The organism is Variovorax sp. PBS-H4 (assembly GCF_901827205.1).
Taxonomy (GTDB): domain Bacteria; phylum Pseudomonadota; class Gammaproteobacteria; order Burkholderiales; family Burkholderiaceae_C; genus Variovorax.
The window spans coordinates 6,145,421-6,165,415 of record NZ_LR594675.1; the positions used below are offsets into that span (position 1 = coordinate 6,145,421).

Annotated in this window: 14 protein-coding genes; 9 read left to right on the top strand and 5 right to left on the bottom strand. The window is 69.2% G+C overall.

Annotation, left to right across the window (positions count from 1 at the left end; genetic code table 11):
* Positions 1-26 precede the first annotated feature (26 nt).
* Both E5CHR_RS29240 and E5CHR_RS29245 read left to right on the top strand, forming a co-directional pair.
* Positions 27-884: a ferritin-like domain-containing protein gene (locus E5CHR_RS29240; protein ID WP_162583262.1), complete on the top strand. Its 858-nt coding sequence runs from the start codon at positions 27-29 to the stop codon at positions 882-884.
* A gap of 50 nt (positions 885-934) precedes the next feature.
* Positions 935-1,876: an RNA polymerase sigma-70 factor gene (locus tag E5CHR_RS29245; protein ID WP_162583263.1), complete on the top strand. Its 942-nt coding sequence runs from the start codon at positions 935-937 to the stop codon at positions 1,874-1,876.
* 15 nt (positions 1,877-1,891) lie between these two features.
* Here the strand turns inward: E5CHR_RS29245 and E5CHR_RS29250 are convergent, their stop codons facing one another.
* Both E5CHR_RS29250 and glnE read right to left on the bottom strand, forming a co-directional pair.
* On the bottom strand, positions 1,892-2,947 hold the full coding sequence (locus E5CHR_RS29250; protein ID WP_232062232.1) for a septal ring lytic transglycosylase RlpA family protein: 1,056 nt from the start codon (positions 2,945-2,947) through the stop codon (positions 1,892-1,894).
* Positions 2,940-5,765, bottom strand: coding sequence for a bifunctional [glutamate--ammonia ligase]-adenylyl-L-tyrosine phosphorylase/[glutamate--ammonia-ligase] adenylyltransferase (glnE, locus tag E5CHR_RS29255; RefSeq protein WP_162583264.1), 2,826 nt, complete (start codon positions 5,763-5,765; stop codon positions 2,940-2,942). Before glnE ends, E5CHR_RS29250 begins: the two co-directional genes overlap by 8 nt.
* Positions 5,766-5,790: 25 nt before the next feature.
* Between glnE and E5CHR_RS29260 the strand changes: the two genes are divergently transcribed.
* The 5 genes from E5CHR_RS29260 (at position 5,791) to E5CHR_RS29280 (ending at position 14,975) form a co-directional block, all read left to right on the top strand.
* The gene (locus tag E5CHR_RS29260) at positions 5,791-9,918 is read left to right on the top strand and encodes a YhdP family protein (RefSeq protein ID WP_162583265.1); all 4,128 of its coding nucleotides are present in this window, start codon (positions 5,791-5,793) and stop codon (positions 9,916-9,918) included.
* Between the two features lie 40 nt (positions 9,919-9,958).
* Positions 9,959-10,774: a carbon-nitrogen hydrolase family protein gene (locus E5CHR_RS29265; RefSeq protein WP_162583266.1), complete on the top strand. Its 816-nt coding sequence runs from the start codon at positions 9,959-9,961 to the stop codon at positions 10,772-10,774.
* A gap of 75 nt (positions 10,775-10,849) precedes the next feature.
* Entirely contained in the window at positions 10,850-12,859 is a 2,010-nt protein-coding gene (locus E5CHR_RS29270; protein WP_232062335.1) for a two-component system sensor histidine kinase NtrB, read from the top strand.
* A 34-nt stretch (positions 12,860-12,893) separates the two neighbouring features.
* A complete protein-coding gene (locus E5CHR_RS29275) occupies positions 12,894-13,520 on the top strand; it encodes a response regulator transcription factor (protein ID WP_162583267.1) in 627 nt (208 codons plus the stop codon).
* A 126-nt stretch (positions 13,521-13,646) separates the two neighbouring features.
* On the top strand, positions 13,647-14,975 hold the full coding sequence (locus E5CHR_RS29280) for an NEL-type E3 ubiquitin ligase domain-containing protein (RefSeq protein WP_162583268.1): 1,329 nt from the start codon (positions 13,647-13,649) through the stop codon (positions 14,973-14,975).
* Positions 14,976-15,045: 70 nt separating this feature from the next.
* Here E5CHR_RS29280 and E5CHR_RS29285 read toward each other — a convergent pair whose 3' ends face one another.
* Both E5CHR_RS29285 and E5CHR_RS29290 read right to left on the bottom strand, forming a co-directional pair.
* Entirely contained in the window at positions 15,046-15,699 is a 654-nt protein-coding gene (locus E5CHR_RS29285) for an OmpA family protein (protein WP_162583269.1), read from the bottom strand.
* Positions 15,700-15,734: 35 nt separating this feature from the next.
* A complete protein-coding gene (locus E5CHR_RS29290; RefSeq protein ID WP_174255764.1) occupies positions 15,735-15,896 on the bottom strand; it encodes a hypothetical protein in 162 nt (53 codons plus the stop codon).
* Here E5CHR_RS29290 and mltA point away from each other — a divergent pair.
* On the top strand, positions 15,895-17,043 hold the full coding sequence (gene mltA, locus E5CHR_RS29295) for a murein transglycosylase A (protein ID WP_162583270.1): 1,149 nt from the start codon (positions 15,895-15,897) through the stop codon (positions 17,041-17,043). The genes E5CHR_RS29290 and mltA overlap by 2 nt on opposite strands.
* Positions 17,044-17,165: 122 nt before the next feature.
* Complete coding sequence (locus E5CHR_RS29300; protein WP_162583271.1) at positions 17,166-19,427, top strand: PhoX family protein; 2,262 nt, start codon at positions 17,166-17,168, stop codon at positions 19,425-19,427.
* Here E5CHR_RS29300 and E5CHR_RS29305 read toward each other — a convergent pair whose 3' ends face one another.
* A complete protein-coding gene (locus E5CHR_RS29305; RefSeq protein WP_162583272.1) occupies positions 19,428-19,901 on the bottom strand; it encodes an Lrp/AsnC family transcriptional regulator in 474 nt (157 codons plus the stop codon).
* Positions 19,902-19,995: the final 94 nt, after the last annotated feature.

Sequence of the window (19,995 nt, forward strand, 5' to 3'; positions counted from 1 at the left end):
AAATCGCCCGGCTCAGAAAGTGATTGATGCTCTACCCGGAACTTTTCAGACAGCTCGAATCCGTCCGCTGGGACATGGACAAAGACATTCCCTGGCAGTCCTTCGACGCGAGCCGCCTCTCCGAGGAACAGGCCCAGACCATCAAGATGAACGCCATCACGGAATGGGCCGCCCTGCCCGCCACCGAGATGTTCCTGCGCGACAACCGCCACGACAGCGACTTCTCGGCCTTCATGTCGATCTGGTTCTTCGAGGAGCAGAAGCATTCGCTGGTGCTGATGGAATACCTCAAGCGCTTCAGCCCCCGGCACGCCCCTACCGAGCAGGAATTGCATGAAGTGCGCTTCGACTTCGATCCGGCACCGCCGCTCGAGACGCTGATGCTGCATTTCTGCGGCGAGATCCGCCTCAACCACTGGTACCGACGAGCCGCGGAGTGGCACACCGAGCCGGTCATCAAGCACATCTACACCACGCTCAGCCAGGACGAGGCCCGCCACGGCGGCGCCTACCTGCGCTACATGAAGCGCGCGCTCGAGAAGTTCGGCGACGAGGCGCGCGCAGCCTTTACCAAGGTCGGTGTGCTGATGGCCAGCGCCCGGCGCACTGCGCAGGCGCTGCACCCGACCAACCTGCACGTCAACAAGGCGCTGTTTCCCAACGACACGATCCAGAGCCGTGTGCCCGATCCCGATTGGCTGGAGCATTGGCTGGACAAGCAGATCAAGTTCGACGCCGTCTGGGAGAACAAGGTGGGCGAACGCATCCTGCACAACCTGAGCCTGCTGATGAACCGCAGCTTCAAGACCGTGCAGGAGCTCAACCGGTACCGCAAGGAAGTCACGGCCAACCTCGGCCCCCAGGCTGCGTACCAGGGCGCCTGAGCGCCGGCGCGCGCCTGTCACAAGGCGGGCACATCGAACGTCTTGCCGGTATGGACGACTCCACCCGCGCCTTCGACCGACACCGCAAGCGCCTGCTGGGCATTGCCTACCGCATGCTCGGGTCGGCGGCCGATGCCGAAGACGTGGTGCAGGACGCCTGGCTGCGCTGGAACGACGCGACCATCGACGCACTCGACAACCCCGAGGCCTGGCTGGTCACCGTGGTTACGCGCCTGTCCATCGACCGCCTGCGCGCCGCCAAGCTCCAGCGTGAGCACTACGAAGGCACCTGGTTGCCCGAACCGCTGCTGACCAGCGCGCCCGCCTCGCCCGAGCAGATGCTGGAGCGCGCGGACGACATCTCGGTCGCCTTTCTCGCGGTGCTGGAGCGCCTTGCCCCCGAGGCGCGCGCGGCATTCCTCCTGCGCGAGGTGTTCGACGCCGACTACGAAGACGTGGCGCGCACCCTGGGCAAGAGCGAGGCGGCGTGTCGCCAGCTGGTTCACCGCGCCAAGGCCCAGATCCAGGACGAGCGCCCGCGCTTCGCGGTGGAAAGCGACACCCATTGGCGGCTGATGCAGGGCTTTGCAGACGCCTCCGCCAGCGGCGACATGCGCCGGCTGAAGGAGCTTCTGGCCGAGGACGCCGAGCTGATCGGCGACAGCGGCGGCAAGGTGCCGGCGTTCCGCAAGATGTTGCGCGGCGCGCAGCGGATCGCGCAGTACTTCTACGCCGTGCCGCGCCTGCTGGGCGGCGGGCTGCGGCTGGAGCTGGCCGAGATCAACGGCGAACCCGGCCTGCTGCGCTTCTACAACGGCGCTCTGGAATCGGTGCAGACCATCGAGACCGACGGCGAGCGGATCCTGCGCATCTGCACGCAACGCAATCCTGAAAAGCTGGCGCGCATCGCTGCGCGCTTCTCGGCCCGGGTCATCACGCGCGCGGAACTCGAGGCGCTGCGGACCGCCGTGCCGCCTGACGATCTCGCCTGAGCACGCCTCAGTGCGTCAGCGCCGCTCGACGACCATCGGGGCCAGCTGCAAACCGTTGCGCACCTGCTCGGCCATGTCGCGCGCCTGCTCGCGCGAGGCGTAGGGCCCGGCCTGGAGCCGATAGGTGCCGCGCTCCACGAACACGTTGAGGGCCCCTGCCAACCCCGGCATGCCGCGCGCCACTTGCTGCCGGAAGCGCTGGACACCTTCGCTCTGGCTGAAGGCACCCAGCTGAACCCAGAAACCCGATGCCGGCGCGGCTTGCGGCGATTCGGCGCCGGCCGGAGCGGGCGCCGCTTCCGGCGATAGCATCTGCAGTGGCGGCAGGGCGTCCAGCGCGCGAACTTCCGCCCGCGGCATGGCGACGACCGGCGATGTCAGCGCCGCGGGTACGGCGACCGAATCGGCTGCGGTGCTGGAAGCGACGGCGGCCGCGGCAAGCGCCACCGGCGACTCGGCCGGCACCGCCTGCGCCAGGGCGGTGTCCCCGCGCCGCCACGTGCCGGCGCGTATGTCCGCGTTGGTGATGCGCTCGATCTCCACCGGCGCCACCCCGCGCAGCAGGTCGAGCCTGTAGGCGGCGGCGTAGCTCAAGTCGATGATGCGGTCGTCGTGGAACGGTCCGCGGTCGTTCACCCGCACGATCACCTCGCGTCCATTGGCGGGGTTGCGCACCCGCACGTAGCTGGGCAGCGGCAAGGTCTTGTGAGCGGCCGTCATGGCGTACATGTCGTAGGACTCGCCGCTGGCGGTCGATTGCGCATGGAACTTGCGCCCATACCAGGAGGCAAGGCCGGTCTCGCGCCAGGGCCGGTCGTCCGTGATGGGCACGTAGGAGCGGCCTCCCACTCCATAAGGCTTGCTGGTGCCGCCGCTGCCGCGGATCGCTTCGACGCGCGGCTCGGCATCGGGCACCTGGCCGAGGTCGGACGGCGGGTTGGCGCCGGGGCCGTCGCTGCCGGAGCGGCCGCCGCGCGGCCCGCTGGCACAACCCGCCAGCAGCAGCACCAGCGCCGCGCCGGCAGCCAGCACGATGGCGCGAGCGTTCGCGCGGACAGCACACTCAGCCAAACACCGCCTTCCACAGGGCGAGCATGGCTGCGCGCTCGGCCGGCAGCGCGCTCATCGGCACCTGCGTCGGCTCCTCGTTGAGGCGCGCGCGGTGCTGCACGCGGCGCAGCTCGCGGTAGGCCGCGGCAGCGTTGCGGCCGATGCCGGCGGGCAGCAGCCCGGCCTCCTCGGCCCGGATCAACAGGGCAATGTTGCCTACATTCGGGATCAGCTCGGGATGGTCCTTCGCTTCCGAGAGCACGAGGAACTGGACGGCGAACTCGGCATCGACCATGCCTCCGGGGCTGTGCTTGACATCGAAGCGATCGGCCTTCACCGGCCGCGCGGCGCGCACCTTCTCGCGCATCGCGACGATCTCGGCCTTGAGCGCGGCGCGGTCACGCGGCGCTGCGATCACGGCCTCGCGAATGCGGTCGAAGCGCTCGCACAGCGAGCAGTCGCGGCTGTCGCCGCTTCTTTCGCCGCCATCGCCCGGCCCGGAAGCCATGTCCACGAAACGCGCCCGCGTCATGGCCTGGTGCTCCCACGTCCAGGCGGTGTTGCTGCCGCGGCCCAACTGGTATTTCTCGTAGGCGTCGAAGCTGGTGGTGAGCAGGCCTGAATTGCCATTGGGCCGCAACGCGGTGTCGATCTCGAACAGGTCGCCCTCTCGGGTCTTGACGGTCAGCCAGTTGATGAGCTTGCGTACGTAGGCCGCATAGACCTCGCCGGCGCGCTCGTCGTCGTCGTCGTACACGAAAACGATGTCGAGGTCGCTGCCGTAGCCGAGCTCCTTGCCGCCCAGCTTTCCGTAGCCGATGATCGCGAAGCGCGGTGCCTCCCGGTGCGGGTTGCGCACCTGCGGCCAGCACCAGCGGGCAGTCACGCGCAGCACCGCGTCGGCCAGCGCGCTCAGGTCGTCGGCCACCTGCTCGACCGTGATGCGGCCTTCGACGTCGCGCGCCAGCGTGCGGAACAGCTCGGCGTGGTGCGCGTGGCGCAGCAGGTTGAGCAGGCGCTCCTCGTCGGCCTCGCCGGTCTGGCGCAGCGACAGGTGGCGCTCTTCCAGCTCTCGCTCGAACTCGGTCGCCGAGAAGCGGCCGGCCAGCATTTCATGGCTCGCGAGCTCGTCGATCACGCCCGGATGCTGCATCAGGTAGCGCGCCGGCCAGCGCGCCGAGCCCAGCAGGCGCAACAGCCGCTCCTGCACGGCGGGCCGCTCGACCAGCAAGGCGATGTAGTTCTCGCGGCGCATCAGCGGTTCGATCCAGTCGGCCCAGCGCAACGCACCGTCGATGTGGTGGGCGATCTGGCCCGCGCCCTCGCCGTCGGGCTCCCGCAGCCACTGCCCGGTGCGCTGCACCAGCTGGCGCAGGCGCGCGCGCGTCTCGTCGCGCAGGGCCTGCACGCGCGGGCTGTCGCGCCAGGCGCGAATGCGCTCGGCGAAGGGCGCTGGCAGCTCGTCGATCAGGTCGCCCAGGTCGGCAGGAACGCCTTTGGCCGACGCGCCGTTGCATTTGGTGCAGGGTTCCTTTTTGCCGCCGAGCAGCTTGTCGAACTCCTGCGCGACGAACTCGCGATGCGCATCGAGCTGCGCCAGGAACGGGCAGCATCCCTCGTATCCCATCGTGTGCGCGATCCAGCGCAGGTCGTCGTCTTGCACCGGCAGCACGTGGGTCTGCTGGTCGTCCAGATACTGGATGCGGTGCTCGACGCGGCGCAGGAACTCGTAGGCCGCGGCCAGCGCCTCGGCCGTTTCCTGCGGCATCAGGTTGGCGCGCGCCAGGCGCGGCAGGGCATCGAGCGTAGGCCGAGTGCGCAACTCGGGGAACTGGCCACCGCGCACCACCTGCAGCAGTTGCACGATGAACTCGATCTCACGGATGCCGCCGCGCGAAAGCTTGACGTCGTTGGCCCGCTCCGGGCGACCGGCGCTGCGCCGCGCGGCCTGCTCGCGGATCTGCCGGTGCAGGCTGCGCAGCGAGTCGAACACGCTGTAGTCCAGGTAGCGCCGGAACACGAAGGGCAGCACCGCGCCACGCAGGGCCTGGGCCGAACCGTCAACGATCACGCCTTGCGGCGCCACCACCCGGCTCTTGAGCCAGGCGAAGCGCTCCCATTCGCGCCCCTGCACCTGGAAATACTCCTCCAGCGCATCCAGCGAGACCACGCTGGGCCCCGAGTTGCCGTTGGGCCGCAGCGCCAGGTCGACGCGGAACACGAAGCCGTGTTCGGTGGTGTCGCCCACCAGCGCATAGATGCGCTTCACGGCCCGCGCGAAGAACTCCTGGTTCGCCAGGCGCGCGCGCCCCTGCGCGTCGCCCGCGGTCTCGCCGTCGTGGTCGTAGAGGTAGATCAGGTCGATGTCGCTCGACACGTTGAGCTCGCGCGCGCCGAGCTTGCCCATGCCCACCACCCACAGCTGGGCACGTTCCCCCTCGGGGCCCAGAGGTGCCCCGTGCGTGGCCTCGAGCTCGGTGCAGGCATCGCGGCAGGCCACGTCGAGTGCGAACTCCGCAAGCTCGGTCACCGCGGTCGTCACCACCGACAGCACGGCCTGCTGTTCGCAGTCGAGCGTGATGAGCCGCTCCATCACCAGCTGCCGCACGATGCGCAGCGCGTCGGCAACGCCTTCGCCGCGCTCGCGCAGCGCCTCGTAGGCCTGCGCCATGGCGGCACGGCGCGGTTCGCCGGCCGGCAGCAGTGTCAGCTCGCCGGCGTACCGGCGGCGCAGGCGCTGCACGAAACGCGAAGAAGCCGCGAGCCCCGCGTGCGACACATCCGCTGTGCCAGCTCGGGCGTGGGGTTCGGCGGAACCGGGTGGGAGGCTCGCAGTCATAATTCCCGTTACAGCGCGATCCTCAATGAACGACACGACGTCTTCCCCTTCACGTCTGCTCAGGATCACCGCTGTAGCGGCACACTGGTTGTTGGGTTTGCTGATCGGTGCATGGCTGCTGATTGCGCTGTCAGTGCTAGTCCTACACGCGTGGATTGTGCCGCGAATCGGCGAGTACCGTGGCGCACTGGAAGCGCAGGCCAGCAAGGTTATCGGGGTACCGGTGCGCATCGGCTCGATCACTGCCGAGGGCGGTACCCTGTTTCCCAGCTTCGAGTTGCGCGACGTCGTGCTGCAAGACCCCCGCCAGCGCGAGGCCCTGCGCCTCGCGCGCGTGGTGGCGAGCGTCTCGCCGCGCTCGCTGTGGCGGCTGAATTTCGAGCAGCTCTACCTCGAACGCCCGGAGCTGGAGGTGCGGCGCGATGCCGCCGGCAAGCTGCACGTGGCCGGCCTGAGCATGGACACGGACACCACCGGCGAAAGCCGAGGGGCCGACTGGTTCTTCGCGCAGCGCGAGTTCGTCATCCAGGGCGGCATCGTGCGCTGGACCGACGAAAGCCGCGGCGCTCCGCCGCTGCTGCTGTCCGAAGTGCATTTCATCGCCCGCAACGGTCCGCGCAGCCACACCCTGCGGCTCGACGCCACGCCGCCGGCCGGCTGGGGCGATCGCTTCAGCCTGCGCGGCGCATTCCGCCAGCCGCTGCTGTCGGTCCGCAGCGGCAACTGGCAGACCTGGGACGGCGTGGCGTACGCGGAGCTGCCGCGCATCGACATCCGGCAGCTGGGCCAGTACGTCACGCTCGATGCCCGCATCCGGGAAGGCGACGGCGCGCTGCGGATCTGGGCCGATGTCGACGAGGGCCAGATCGCCGGCGGCACGGCCGACCTGGCACTGCTGCGGGTGGACGCCTCGCTGGGGAAGTCGCTCGAGCCGCTGGTGCTGCGCGACGTCACTGGCCGGCTGGCCGGTCGCATGACGCAGGAAGCGCAGGAGTTCTCCACCACCGACCTGCAGTTCCAGACCTCCGACGGCATGCGCTGGCCAGGCGGCAACCTCTGGTTCCAGCACCTGCCGGCGAAGGGCCGGATCGCCGAACGGGGCGCCTTGCGCGCCGACCGGCTCGACCTCGCCGCGCTGGCGATGATCGCCGACCGCCTGCCCCTGGACGACAACAGCCGCAGGATGATCGACGGCCTGCTGCCACGCGGTCTGGTCGAGCGCATCGATGCCAGCTGGCAGGGCCCGCTGGGCGCGCCGGACAAGTACCAGGCGCGGGGCCGCGTCAGCGGGTTCGGCGTCGCGTCGCGTGCGGCGCAGGGCGGCACCGTCCCGACGGCTGCAGCCGCGGCGGTACGCGGGCCGCGCTCCTCCGCGCCGGCTGCAGCGGCGAACGCCGCACCGCCGCCGGCAGCGGGTGTGCCCGGCATCCGCGGGGCCACCATCGATTTCGACGCCACCCAGGCCGGCGGCAGCGCCGCGTTCAGCATTGCCAACGGCGCGCTGGACTTCCCGGGCGTGTTCGAGGACCCGGTGATTGCAGTCGAACAGCTGTCCGCCCAGCTCGTCTGGAAGATCGACGGCGACAAGTCCCAGCTCCAGGTCTCGGGACTGCGATTCGCCAACGCCGATGCTGAAGGAGAAGCGCAGGCCAGTTGGCGCACCAGTGACCCGGCGAGCTCCAGCAGCGGCGCGCGCTTTCCCGGCGTGCTCGATCTGCAGGGCAAGCTCACGCGCGCCGACGGCACGCGCGTCTATCGCTACCTGCCCCAGCACATCCCCAAGGAAACGCGCGACTACGTCCGCGACGCGGTGCAGAAGGGCACCGCCAGCATCGTGGACTTCAGGGTGAAGGGGGACTTGAACGACATGCCCTTCACGGACCCGAAGCAAGGCGACTTCCGGATCGCCGCGCGAGTGGGCGACGTGCACTACGCCTACGCCCCGCCGGTGGCCGGCTCCGCGAAGAACTGGCCCGCGCTGACAGGCCTGAGCGGCGAACTCGTGTTCGAGCGCGCCGGCATGCAGGTGCGCAACGCCCGCGGGCGCCTCGCGGGCGCCCCCGGCATCGAGGTGATCAAGGCCGAAGCCCAGATCCCCGACATGGGCCACCACGCTGTGCTGCTCAAGGTCGATGCCCAGGCCAAGGGCCCCCTGGCGGAGCTGATGCGCGCCGGATCGCCGCTCGCCGGCGAAGCCGCCCCCGCCCTGGCGCGTGCCCGCGCCACCGGCAACGCCGACTACCGGCTGCGCCTGGAGCTGCCGCTGGCGGCCATGGACAAGGCCAAGGTGCAGGCCAGCGTCGCGCTGGCAGACAACGACATCCAGGTCCTGCCCGAGGTCCCGACCCTGAGCCAGGCCCGCGGTACGCTGAACTTCACCGAGGCAGGGTTTTCACTGGCGGGCCTGCAGGCGCGCGCACTCGGGGGTGCCGTGCGCATCGAGGGCGCGGGCCGCTGGGGTGCCACGCAGGAACTGAACCTCCGCGTACAAGGCAGTGCCAGCGCCGAGGGGATGCGCGCAGCACGCGAAGTCGACTGGCTGGCGCGCATGGCCCGGCAAACCACCGGCAGCACCCCCTACACGGCCACTTTGTCGATGCGCGACGGCGCCTCCGAGTTCTCGCTGGCGAGCAGCCTGCAGGGCCTGGGGCTGCAACTGCCCTCGCCGCTGGTCAAGGCGCCCGAGGAAACGATGCCGCTCGCGATCGAAAAGAAGATCGTGCATCGCGAGGCCCGCGCCGGCGGCACCCCCCTGCTGCAGGACCGGCTCTCGATCGAGCTGGCCCGCGTCGGCTCGGCTTTCTACGTGCGCGACATCTCCGGCAGCGACGCGCGGGTGCTGCGCGGCGGCATCGCCATCGGCCTGTCTCCGGGCGAATCCGCGAACCCGCCGGAGCATGGCGTGCTCGCCAACATCCAGCTTGCGCGCGTCGACGTGCCGGCCTGGCAGGCCTTGTTCGGCGACGCCACGGGCAAGCCGGCCCAGGCCACCGAGAGCGGCGACGACGGCTCGGCTTACCTGCCCACCATCGTTGCACTGCGCGCGCAGGAGCTCGCGGTTGGCGGCCGCACGCTGCACAACGTGGTGCTCGGCGGCACCCGCGAGGGCGCGCTCTGGCATGCCAACGTCGATGCGACCGAGCTCAGCGGCTACGCGGAGTACCGCAGCGCGCAGTCGGGGCGCCTGTATGCCCGGCTCGCGCGGCTGAAGATCGCACCCAGCACCGCCAACGCGGTCGAGTCGCTGCTGGACGAGCAGCCGGGCACGCTGCCCGCCCTGGACATCGTGGTCGACGACTTCGAGCTGCTGGGCCGGCGCCTGGGCCGCGCCGAGATCGACGCCGTGAACCGCGGCGGTGCCGGTCGCGAGTGGCGGCTCAACAAGCTGGCTTTCACGACCCCCGAAGCCAGCTTCAGTGCGCAGGGCGCCTGGGCCGCCGCGCCGGCCGCGAGCGGCACCCGAGGGCGCGGCGACCCGCGGCGCACCACCATGGACTTCAAGCTGGACATCGCCGATGCCGGCAGCCTGCTCGGGCGTTTCGGCATGAAGGACGTGGTACGAGCCGGCCGCGGCCGGCTCGAGGGCCAGGTGCACTGGAGCGGCTCGCCTTTCTCGCTCGATTACCCCAGCCTCGGCGGGCAGTTGAAGATCGACGTCGAAACCGGCCAGTTCCTCAAGGCCGAGCCAGGCATCGCCAAGCTGCTCGGCGTGCTGAGCCTGCAGGCGCTGCCCCGGCGCCTCAGCCTCGACTTCCGCGATGTGTTCAGCCAGGGCTTCAGCTTCGACTTCCTGCGGGGCGATGCCCGCATCGACCAGGGCGTGGCCAGCACCAACAACCTCCAGATGAAGGGGGTCAACGCCGCGGTGCTGATGGACGGCTCGGCCGACATCGCGCGCGAGACGCAGAGCCTTCGCGTGGTCGTGGTGCCCGAGATCAACGCCGGCACCGCCGCGCTGGTCGCGACTGCGATCAATCCCGCGATCGGGCTCGGCACCTTCCTGGCCCAGATGGTGCTGAGCCGGCCGCTGATTGCCGCCACCACGCAGCAGTTTCAGATCGACGGCACCTGGGCCGATCCCAAGATCACCAAAATACCGCGAAAGCTGTTGCCGGAAGCGGCGGGCACGCCGGCTCCGCCGCCACCGCGCTGACGCAGCCGAAACCCGACACGGAAAACACAACGGAGCGCTCATGAAAGTCGCCGCCATCCAGATGGTCTCGGCCATTGCACGCGAGGCCAACCTCGCCCGCGCCCATGCACTGCTGGGCGAAGCCGCCGCCGGCGGCGCCGAACTGGCCGTGCTGCCCGAATACTTCTGCCTGATGGGTGCGCGCGACACCGACAAGCTGGGGCTGCGCGAGACCGCGGGCGCCGGTACGGTGCAAGGCTTCCTGGCCGACGCCGCGCGCGAGTTCGGGCTGTGGATCGTCGGCGGCACCCTGCCGCTGGAGAGCGGCGACGAGCATCACGTGTTCAACAGCTCCCTGGCTTATTCGCCCGACGGCGAGCGCGTGGCGCGCTATGACAAGATCCACCTCTTCTTCTACGACAACGGCCGCGAGCGCTACGACGAACGCCGAGTCATTGCGCCCGGCACCGAGCCAGTCTGCTTCGACCTGCCCTCGCGCGACGGGCACCGCTGGCGCATCGGCATGAGCGTGTGCTACGACCTGCGCTTTCCCGAGCTCTACCGCGCGCTCGCGAGCCGCGGCGCCGAGCTGCTGCTGGTGCCCAGCGCCTTCACGTACACAACCGGCTCCGCGCATTGGGAGGTGCTCCTGCGCGCACGCGCCATCGAGAACCTCTGCTGGGTGGTGGCACCGGCCCAGGGCGGCACGCATGAGAACGGGCGCCGGACATGGGGCCACTCGATGGTGGTGGACCCCTGGGGCGCAGTGGTCGCGCAGCGCCCGATCGAAGAGGGCGTCGTGAGCTTCGAACTCGAGGCCGGCCAGGTCGAGCAAGCGCGCACGCAGCTGCCGGCACTTTCGCATCACGTGCTCTGAAGCCTGACGCCGGTGTCCTCCACCACGCTGCCCATCGCAAGAACGGTCCGGGGGGCCTTCTCGGGCCTTCGTTCGCTGCGCTCGCTGCATTCGCTGTGGCAGCGCTGGTTCCTGTGGCTGATCCTCGCCGTGCTGGTCGTTGCACTGCTCGCAACCGTGGTATGGCTGGCTGGCCGCCACGAGGTCGAGCAGGTGCAGACTGCCCTCGACCGCGACACCGCCGATGCCGTCTCCGACCTGCGAAGTGGCCTGCAGCGCAACGCGCAGAGCCTGCGCGCCTCGCAGGTCAACGGCATGGACCGCGAGCACTGGCGCATGGAGGCTGCGGCGCTGCTGCGCGAGCATCGCGAGTGGCTGCGCCTCGAATGGCGCGATGCTGCGCTGCGCCCGCTGGCGGCCGTCGACACGGCGTATCGCCGGCGTCTGTTCGACGAAGCAAGCCGCGGCCCCGACCAGTCCGACGTGGCGTTGGCGTGCGCCGCCGCGCGCAAGGCGGGCGCCCCGGCCTACTCGCCAAGCCACTACGTGCCCTTCGTGCCCAGCGGCGGCCTCGAGGTGATGGAGTTGTGCCTGCCGGTCGACGGCGGCGGCTACCTGGTGGCGAGCTATTCGCTGCGCGACACGCTGATCGAGCTGGTCGCGCCGACACTCACGCGCGGCCAGGAGGTCGCCTTCACCGAGCCCGACGGCACGCGCCTGGTGGCGGTGGGCGCGGCGCGCCGCGTGGGTACGCGCGTCTTCACGGCGCAGCAGCTCGTCGACCTTCCCGGCAATGCACTGATGCTGCGCGTGGACGGCTGGCGGGCCGCGCCGGACCTCTTCCCCAACCTGCTGACGGGCCTGGTGACCGCCATCTCGATCGCCCTGGTCTCCGTCCTGGTGCTGCTGGCACGGGACACCCGGCGGCGGCTGCGCGCCGAGCACGACTTGGCCGACGCGCTGGCCTTTCGCAAGGCGATGGAAGACTCGGTCATCACCGGCCTGCGTGCACGCGACCTGCAGGGCCGCATCACCTACGTCAATCCCGCGTTCTGCGAGATGGTGGGCTTCAGCGCCGAGGAACTGATGGACCGCACCAGCGACATGCCCTACTGGCCCACCGAGCTGGCGCAGGAATACCGCCAGCGCCAGGCCCTTCGGATGGCGGGCGGCGTGCCGCCGCGCGAGGGTTTCGAGTCGGTCTTCATGCACAAGGATGGCCGGCGCTTCCCCGTGCTGATCTTCGAGGCGCCGCTGATCAACGCGCAGGGCACCCAAACCGGCTGGATGAGCGCCTTCATCGACGTCAGCGAACAGCGGCGCATCGAGGAGCTCTCGCGCGCCAGCCAGGAGCGGCTGCAGGCCAGCGCCCGCCTCGCGACGGTGGGCGAAATGGCCTCGCTCCTGAGCCACGAGCTCACCCAGCCGCTGGCCGCCATCGCCAGCTATGCCAGCGGCTCGCTCAACCTGCTGCGCAGCGCAGGAGCCTCTTCCGGCGGCGACCACGGCGAGGTGGCGATGGCCGTGCGACGCATCGCCGAGCAGGCTGATCGCGCCGGCCAGGTGATCCGCAGCGTGCACGACTTTGTGCGCCGGCGCGACCGCGTGCGCGAGGCCGTCCCGCCGCAGGCCTTGATCGATGCCGTGCTGCCGCTGGTGCGACTGCAGGCACGCAAGCTCGGCGTGCGCGTCGATGTGCACTACGAGGAGCGCTTGCCGCGCGTGCTGTGCGACCGCACGCTGGTCGAGCAGGTGCTGCTGAACCTGGCGCGCAACGCGATGCAGGCGATGGACCTGCCCGAGCTCAGCGAGCGCGTGCTGCACCTGCGCGTCACGCGCGCCCGCGCCGTGGGCGAAAGCGACGCGAGCCCCGACAAGGCAGACGTGCGGCGCTGGGTCGAGTTCTCGATCGCCGACCGCGGCGTCGGCATCAGCGAGGAGGTCGCGGCGCGGCTCTTCACGCCCTTCTTCACCACGCGGCCCGACGGCATGGGCCTGGGCCTCAGCCTGTGCCGCACGGTGGTGGAGCAGCACGGCGGCGCGCTGGCCTTCGAGCCGCAGCGCCCGCGCGGCACCGTGTTCCGGTTTACCCTGCCGGCGGCCTGAAATTCTTCCGTCTTTCCCGTTCTTTTCTTCCTTGATGCAACCCCTGATCGATGCCCTGATCTTCATCGTCGACGACGATGCCAGCGTGCGCGAGGCGCTGGCCTGGCTGCTGCGCTCGCGCCGGCTGGTGAGCGAGCAATACGCGAGTGCGGAGGACTTCGAGCTGCGCCTGGCCGAGGGTCCGCTGGCCGATCAACCGCACTGCCTGTTGCTGGACGTGCGCATGCCGGGCATGAGCGGACTGGTGCTGTTCGACCGCCTGGCCGAGCGCGGCTTGCTCGAAGTGATGCCGGTGATCTTCCTGACCGGCCATGCCGATGTGCCCACCGCCGTCGATGCGGTAAAGCGCGGCGCTTTCGACTTCTGCGAGAAGCCCTTCTCGGACAACGCGCTGGTCGATCGCATCGAGCATGCCCTCGGCGCCTCGCTGCGCGCGGTGGAGGCGCAGCGCGCGCGCCAGCTGCTGATGCGCCGCGTCGAAGAGCTCACCGAGCGCGAGCGCGACGTGATGCGGCGCGTCGTCGAGGGCCTGCCCAACAAGCTGATCGCCGACCAGCTTTCGATCAGTGTGCGGACCGTGGAAGTGCACCGGGCACGGGTGTTCGAGAAGATGGAGGTGAAGTCGGCCGTGGAGCTTGCGAATCTGTTGAGAGACGTTTGAGCACGAGCCTTGGAACCGAACCGGCCTGCTGGTCACACAGGCTGGTGCGCTCTGCGTCGCTTTCGCAAGTCATGCGTCGCGGCGCACGCAACCATTTCTCAACACATCGTCAAGAAAGAATGACCCGTGACCCCCAGTTCCAGCACCACGCCCAACCGCACCCCTCCAGGGTCGCCGCGGATTACGCTTCGAGCGCCGCCCAATACGCCGCGCCGCATTTCGAAAGTGCTGGCCCTGTCGATGGGCTACCCCGGCGCGCCAACTCTGGCCGTGCTCTCGATAGGAGGTCCCAGCGACACCCTGGTCCGGCATTGGCAAGATGCTGCCATCGTCTCGGAGTGGAATTTCTGCGCAATCGAGGTGGGCGAAGAAGCGGCCTCCGACACCGAACTGCCCGAACTGCTGCGTGCACATGTGCCGGAAGGCACGCATCTGTACCTCGCACAGCGCGATGCGAAGGTTTCCATCGGAGAGATTGAGGATGTGCGGGAGGTCCTGGACCGGCTGGAGATTTGCTTGGCTTCGGACGAAGCCTTGAACGCCGACGACGTTCGCAGCTGGAATCTTCCTCTGCTCGACGAGCTCGTGCCTTCAGGGCATGTCGGGTCCGATGACGAGGACATTGCCGCGGTGAAGCAACGGCTGGCGGAAAACGAGGCGACTTCCCTTGAACTGAGGGCGGAGATCGGGCAGCTTCACGCGATCATTCTGGCCATGCGAAACGCTGGCGCCGACCCGGGAGAAGGGGAACACACGCAGCCCACCTTCGTGAACGATTTCAACGAACTCCAGTTCTCGAAGCATTGGCAGTCGGTAGCAGGCACCCCGGGCGCAAGGGCCGTGCAGAAGACGATCACGGAGATCTACTACCTGGATGAACCGACGCAAAGCCATGTAGAGGGCCTCCTGCACACGCTTCTTCCCGGCATGCGCGACGACCCGGGCGCGCTACGGTCGGTACTGAATGCTGCAGAGAAGCAGACCACCGGCAAGAACTGCCTGTTCGCGCTTTCGAAGATGTGCATCGCGTATATGGAACACCGCGTCGCCTCGGGTGGACTCGACGACACACCGCTGCTTGCGCTCGACTATGCCCGTTGCGTGCAGCGGCACAAGCTGCTGGAGGACGCCTACGCGAGCACGCTGGAAACGGTGCGAGCTTCGGAAGGGCGGACCTCAGCGCTTGAAATCGAAGTCTCGCTGGCTTTCGAAGACGCCCTGATCGCTGTATTGCGCGACGGCGGCAAGCGCGGGGTGTCTCTGCACAAGGGTGTCATGACGCAGGGACAAGCTGTGGCTGCCGATACCGTCCAGGCGGCATGGCAGGACATGTTGCAACGCGGAAACGCGGGCTTCCAGGATTTCCTGGCCCATTGGACTCCCTGGCAGACGTGGGTCAGTCGCCGCCAGGCGCGGCTGGCCGCAGAACGCAAATCACAGCACCCGATGAACTAGGACACGGCCAGACCAAGGGCATGGCAGGCCCGGCGACGCCGGGCCGATGCCCATGCATCGAGCCTTCATCTCAGCCCTGCGGCCGCTCACCCACGTAGATCTCCACCCGCCGGTTCTGCGCGCGCCCCGCATCGCTGCTGTTGTCCGCGATCGGCTCGCGCGAACCGCGGCCTTCGATGCGGAAGGCCTGCTGCGGCACGCCGCGCGCGATCAGATAGTCGCGCGTGCTCGCCGCGCGCTCCACCGACAGCGGGTTGTTGATGGCATCGGTGCCGGTGCTGTCGGTGTGGCCGATGATGCGCACCTCGGCGTTGGGGTTGTTGCGCAGGCCGTTCGCGAACTGGTTCAGGATGGGCACGAAGTTGGGCTTGATCGTGGAGCGGCCGGTGTCGAAGGAGACATCGCTCGGAATCGCGAGCTTGAGTTCGTTGTTCGGCGTCTGCGTGACCGCGATGCCCGTGCCCTGCGTGGCAGCCTGCATCTCGCGCTTCTGGGCTTCCATGCGCTGCGACCAGAGATAGCCGCCGAGCGCGCCGGCGGCTGCGCCCACGGCAGCGCCGGTGCCGATGGCGCGGCTGTTGCCGCCTGTTGCCGAGCCGATCGCGGCGCCGCCGAGCGCACCGACGCCGGCGCCGATGCCGGTGTTGCGCTGGGTGTCGCTCATGCCGGCGCAGCCGGACAGGACGATCGCGGCGGCGGTGGTGGCGAGGACGAATTTCTTCATTGGAGACCCTTCAGTCAGTGGAACAGGGCGAACCATTATGGTGAGCCGCGCGTGGGCGGTTCGTCGGACGGGGGCGCTTTTTCAGTCTTGTCCGCTTCGTGCAGTTCTCCGCCTTTGCGGCCGGAGAACATCGTCCACCACACGATCAGCACCAGCACGATTCCGGCGCCGAGCGCTTCGAGCAAAATCAATCCCATGAAATTACGACTCCGGTGGTGGGTGGTCGGGCTCGCGATCGTAGCAACGCTGGCCGGCTGTTCCGTCGGCACCCTGAAAACAGAAGCACCGGTCGCAACCGCGCCCTCGAGCCCGCCGCCGCCGGCTCGCGACCTGGGCCCGCTGACCGGTTCGCTCAATCATCCGAAAAGTCGCTGGGTGCCGGTGCCCTGGTCCGAGCTGCCCGGCTTCGAGGACGATGCATTGCATGAAGGCTGGAGCGCGATGATCACCAACTGCGCCCGCCCGAACGCCGCCTTTGCGCCGCTGTGCCGCGAAGTGCGCCAGCTGGCCCTGGCCGAAACCGAGGAGCAGCGCCAGTGGCTGCGCGAACGCCTGCAGCCCTACCGCGTGGAGCCGCTCTCGGGTCCGGGCGAAGGCAAGCTCACGAGCTATTACGAGCCGGTGTTCGAGGCCTCGCGGCGGCCGACCGCGCAGCACACCGTGCCGCTCTACCAGGCCCCCGCCGGCCTGGTGGCGCGCCGCCCGTGGTTCACGCGCCAGGAGATCGACACGCTGCCGCAGGCGCAGGCCGCGCTGCGCGGGCGCGAGATCGCGTGGCTGGCCGACCCGATCGACGTGCTGATGCTGCACATCCAGGGCTCGGGCCGCCTGCGCATCACCGAGGCCGACGGCTCGCAGCGCACCGTGCGCGTGGCCTTCTCGGCGACCAACGAGCAGCCGTATCGCAGCGTGCAGCAGTGGCTGCAGAGCCAGGGCGCGACGAAGGTCAGCCTGTGGCCCGACGACACGAAGCAATGGGTGGCGCAGAACCCGCAGCGCCTGTCGCAGCTGTTGTGGAGCAATCCGCGCTACGTCTTCTTCCGCGAGGAGCCGCTGCCCGACATCGACGCTGCCGCCGGCCCGGTCGGCGCGCAGGGCGTGCCGCTCACCGCAGGCCGTTCGATCGCGGTCGACCGCGACAGCATTCCCTACGGCACGCCGGTGTGGCTGGCCTCGCCCGGGCCCGCGGTGCCCCTCGCGCGGCTGGTGGTGGCGCAGGACACGGGCAGCGCCATCGTGGGCGCTGTGCGCGCCGATTTCTTCGCCGGCACCGGGCCGGAAGCCGGGCGGCTGGCGGCGCGCGTGAATCAGCCACTGCGCCTGTGGGCGTTGTGGCCGAAATGACAGCGAGCAGCGGGCGCAAGCGCGCCCGGCATCCACCGCGCAGCTGACTTGGTGGCGTCATATTGAACTTTTAGCGTATCGGGGTTTACGCAACAACCGTTTCCCCACTGAAAGATTCGCGCATGACTGCCAAGCCCCGCCATGACGTCCTCCCCATCGACCCGGACGACATCGGCCACAACACCAGCCCCAACCCCTCCTTCAACGACCTGCTCGCGTCTCGCCTGAGCCGCCGCCACCTGTTCGGCCTGGGCGTCGGCACTGCCGGCACTGCTTTGCTGCAGGCCTGCGGCGGCGGCGGCAGCAACGGCTTCCCGGTGTTGCCGCCCGCACCGGCCCCGGCACCCGCGCCCGCGCCGGCTCCTGCACCGGCCCCGGCACCGGCACCGGCCGCGCCGAAGCTCGGGTTCAACGCCGTCTCCAAGAGCCTTGCCGACGTCGTCACGGTCCCGGCGGGCTACACCGCGACCGTGCTGTACCGCCTCGGCGATCCAATCGCGGCCGGCGTGCCGGCCTACGCCAACGACGGCACCGATGCACCCCACACCTACGACCGCCGTGCCGGCGACCACCACGACGGGATGACCTTCTTCGGCATGGACGCTTCGGGCAAGTGGGCGCCGGCCAGCGCCGCGCGCGGCCTGCTGGCGATGAACCACGAAGCCATCACGCCACTCTTCCTGCACCCGGCCGGCCAGACCACCACCGGCACCGGCAATGCGCAAGTGCGCACCGTTGCCGACGAAGTGCTGCGCGAGTTCTACCTGCACGGCGTGAGCGTGATCGAGGTCAACAAGGGCGCGAGTGCCTGGAGCTACAAGCAGGATTCCGCCTTCAACCGCCGGGTCCACACGCTGACCGAGATGGCCTTCTCCGGCCCAGCCGCCAAGACCGGCCACCTGGCGACCCGGTTCTCCCCCGACGGCAGCATGACCCGCGGCACGCTGAACAACTGCGCCAACGGCACCACGCCCTGGGGCACCTACCTCACATGCGAGGAGAACTGGGCCGGCTACTTCCGCCGCATCGCCGCCACCGACAACCCGAACCGCACCGCCAGGGAGATCGCCAGCTTCAACCGCTACGGCGTTGCCGGCACCGGCCGCGAACTGTGGGCCACCGTCACGCCCGACACCACCGACGGCCTCTACGGCCGCTGGAATACGCAGGTGGTCGGCGCCGCCGCTGCCGACGACTTCCGCAACGGCGCCAACACCTACGGCTGGGTGGTCGAGATCGACCCTTTCGCGCCTGGCAGCACGCCGAAGAAGCGCACCGCGCTCGGCCGCATGGGCCACGAAGGCGCCTGCCTTGGGCCGGTGACTGTCGGCAAGCCCCTCGTCTGGTACATGGGCGACGATTCGCGCAACGAGTACATCTACAAGTTCGTCTCGACGAAGAGCTGGGACGCGGCTGACATCAACGGTGGCCTGGCCGCCGGCGACAAGTACATGGATGACGGCCGGCTCTACGTCGCGAAGTTCAACGCCGACGGCACCGGCGCGTGGCTGGAGCTCAAGCTCGGCGTCAACGGCATCACCTCGAGCAACACGGCCTACGCCTTCGCCGACGCAGCCGACGTGGTGATCAACGCGCGCCTCGCGGCCGATGCGGCCGGCGCCACCAAGATGGACCGCCCCGAGTGGACGGCCGTCAATCCGAAGACCGGCGAGGTGTACGTCACCCTCACCAACACCAATGCGGCCTCGCGTCCGATCACCGCCACCGACGCTGCCAACCCGCGCTTCTACAACGACCCGAAGGGCGCCGCCGCCACCGCGCAGACCGGCAACCCCAATGGGCACATCGTGCGCTTCTCCGACGACAACGGCGACCCCGCCGCGCTGAGCTTCAAGTGGGACGTGTACCTGTTCGGCGCGCGTGCAGGCGCATCCGCCGACATCAATCTTTCGGGCCTGGTCGCCGACAACGACTTCTCCAGCCCGGACGGCATGTGGTTCAGCCAGGCGACCGGCGGGCTGATGTGGCTGGAGACCGACGACGGCGCCTACACCGATGTCACCAACTGCATGCTGCTTGCTGCCGTCCCGGGCAAGGTTGGCGACGGCGCGGCCAGGACCATCACGAACGTCGATGGTTCCACCACCCGGCAGCAGGCGACTTTCGTCGGCAAGGCACCGGGCACCGACGGCCTGCGTCGCTTCCTGGTGGGTCCCAAGGACTGCGAGATCACCGGCATCGCCGAGTCGGGCGACGGCCGCGCGCTGTTCGTCAACATCCAGCATCCGGGCGAGACCACGCCGGCAGCCAACATCACCACGCCGGCGCAGTTCGGCAGCCACTGGCCGGAGGGCGGCAATGCCCGCCCGCGCTCTGCCACGGTGGTGATCACCAAGGACGACGGCGGCATCGTCGGACTGTGATCAGGACGGCGCCGCCGGCAACGGCAGCGCCGTCTTGTAGCGCACCTGCTTGAGCGCAAAGCTCGAGCGGATCTTCTCGATGCCCGCGATGGGCGTCAGCTGCTCGAGGATGAACTTCTCGAGCGCTGCGATGTCGGCCACGGCGACCCGGATCAGGTAGTCGCTGTCGCCGGTCATCAGGTAGCACTCCATCACCTCGTCGTGCTCGGCGATGCGCTGCTCGAAATCGGCCAGCGACTGCTTGCTCTGCGTGCGCAGGCTGATCGAGATGAACACATTCAGCCCGAGTCCCAGCGCGGCGGCATCGGCCAGCGCCACGTAGCGCTGGATCACGCCGCCCGCCTCCAGCGCCTTCACCCGTGCGAGGCAGGGAGAGGGCGAGAGATGGACACGGCGCGCCAGCTCCACATTGGTCAAGGCGCCGTCGCGCTGAAGTTCGTCGAGGATGCGCAGGTCGATAACGTCCGGTTGCATAAACTGCCTTGAATTGCCCGAATTGCGGCATCTTATGCTGCACCAGAGGCTTAGCCCCTACCTGAACAGCAGCTCATTTCGCGAATCGCGGCCT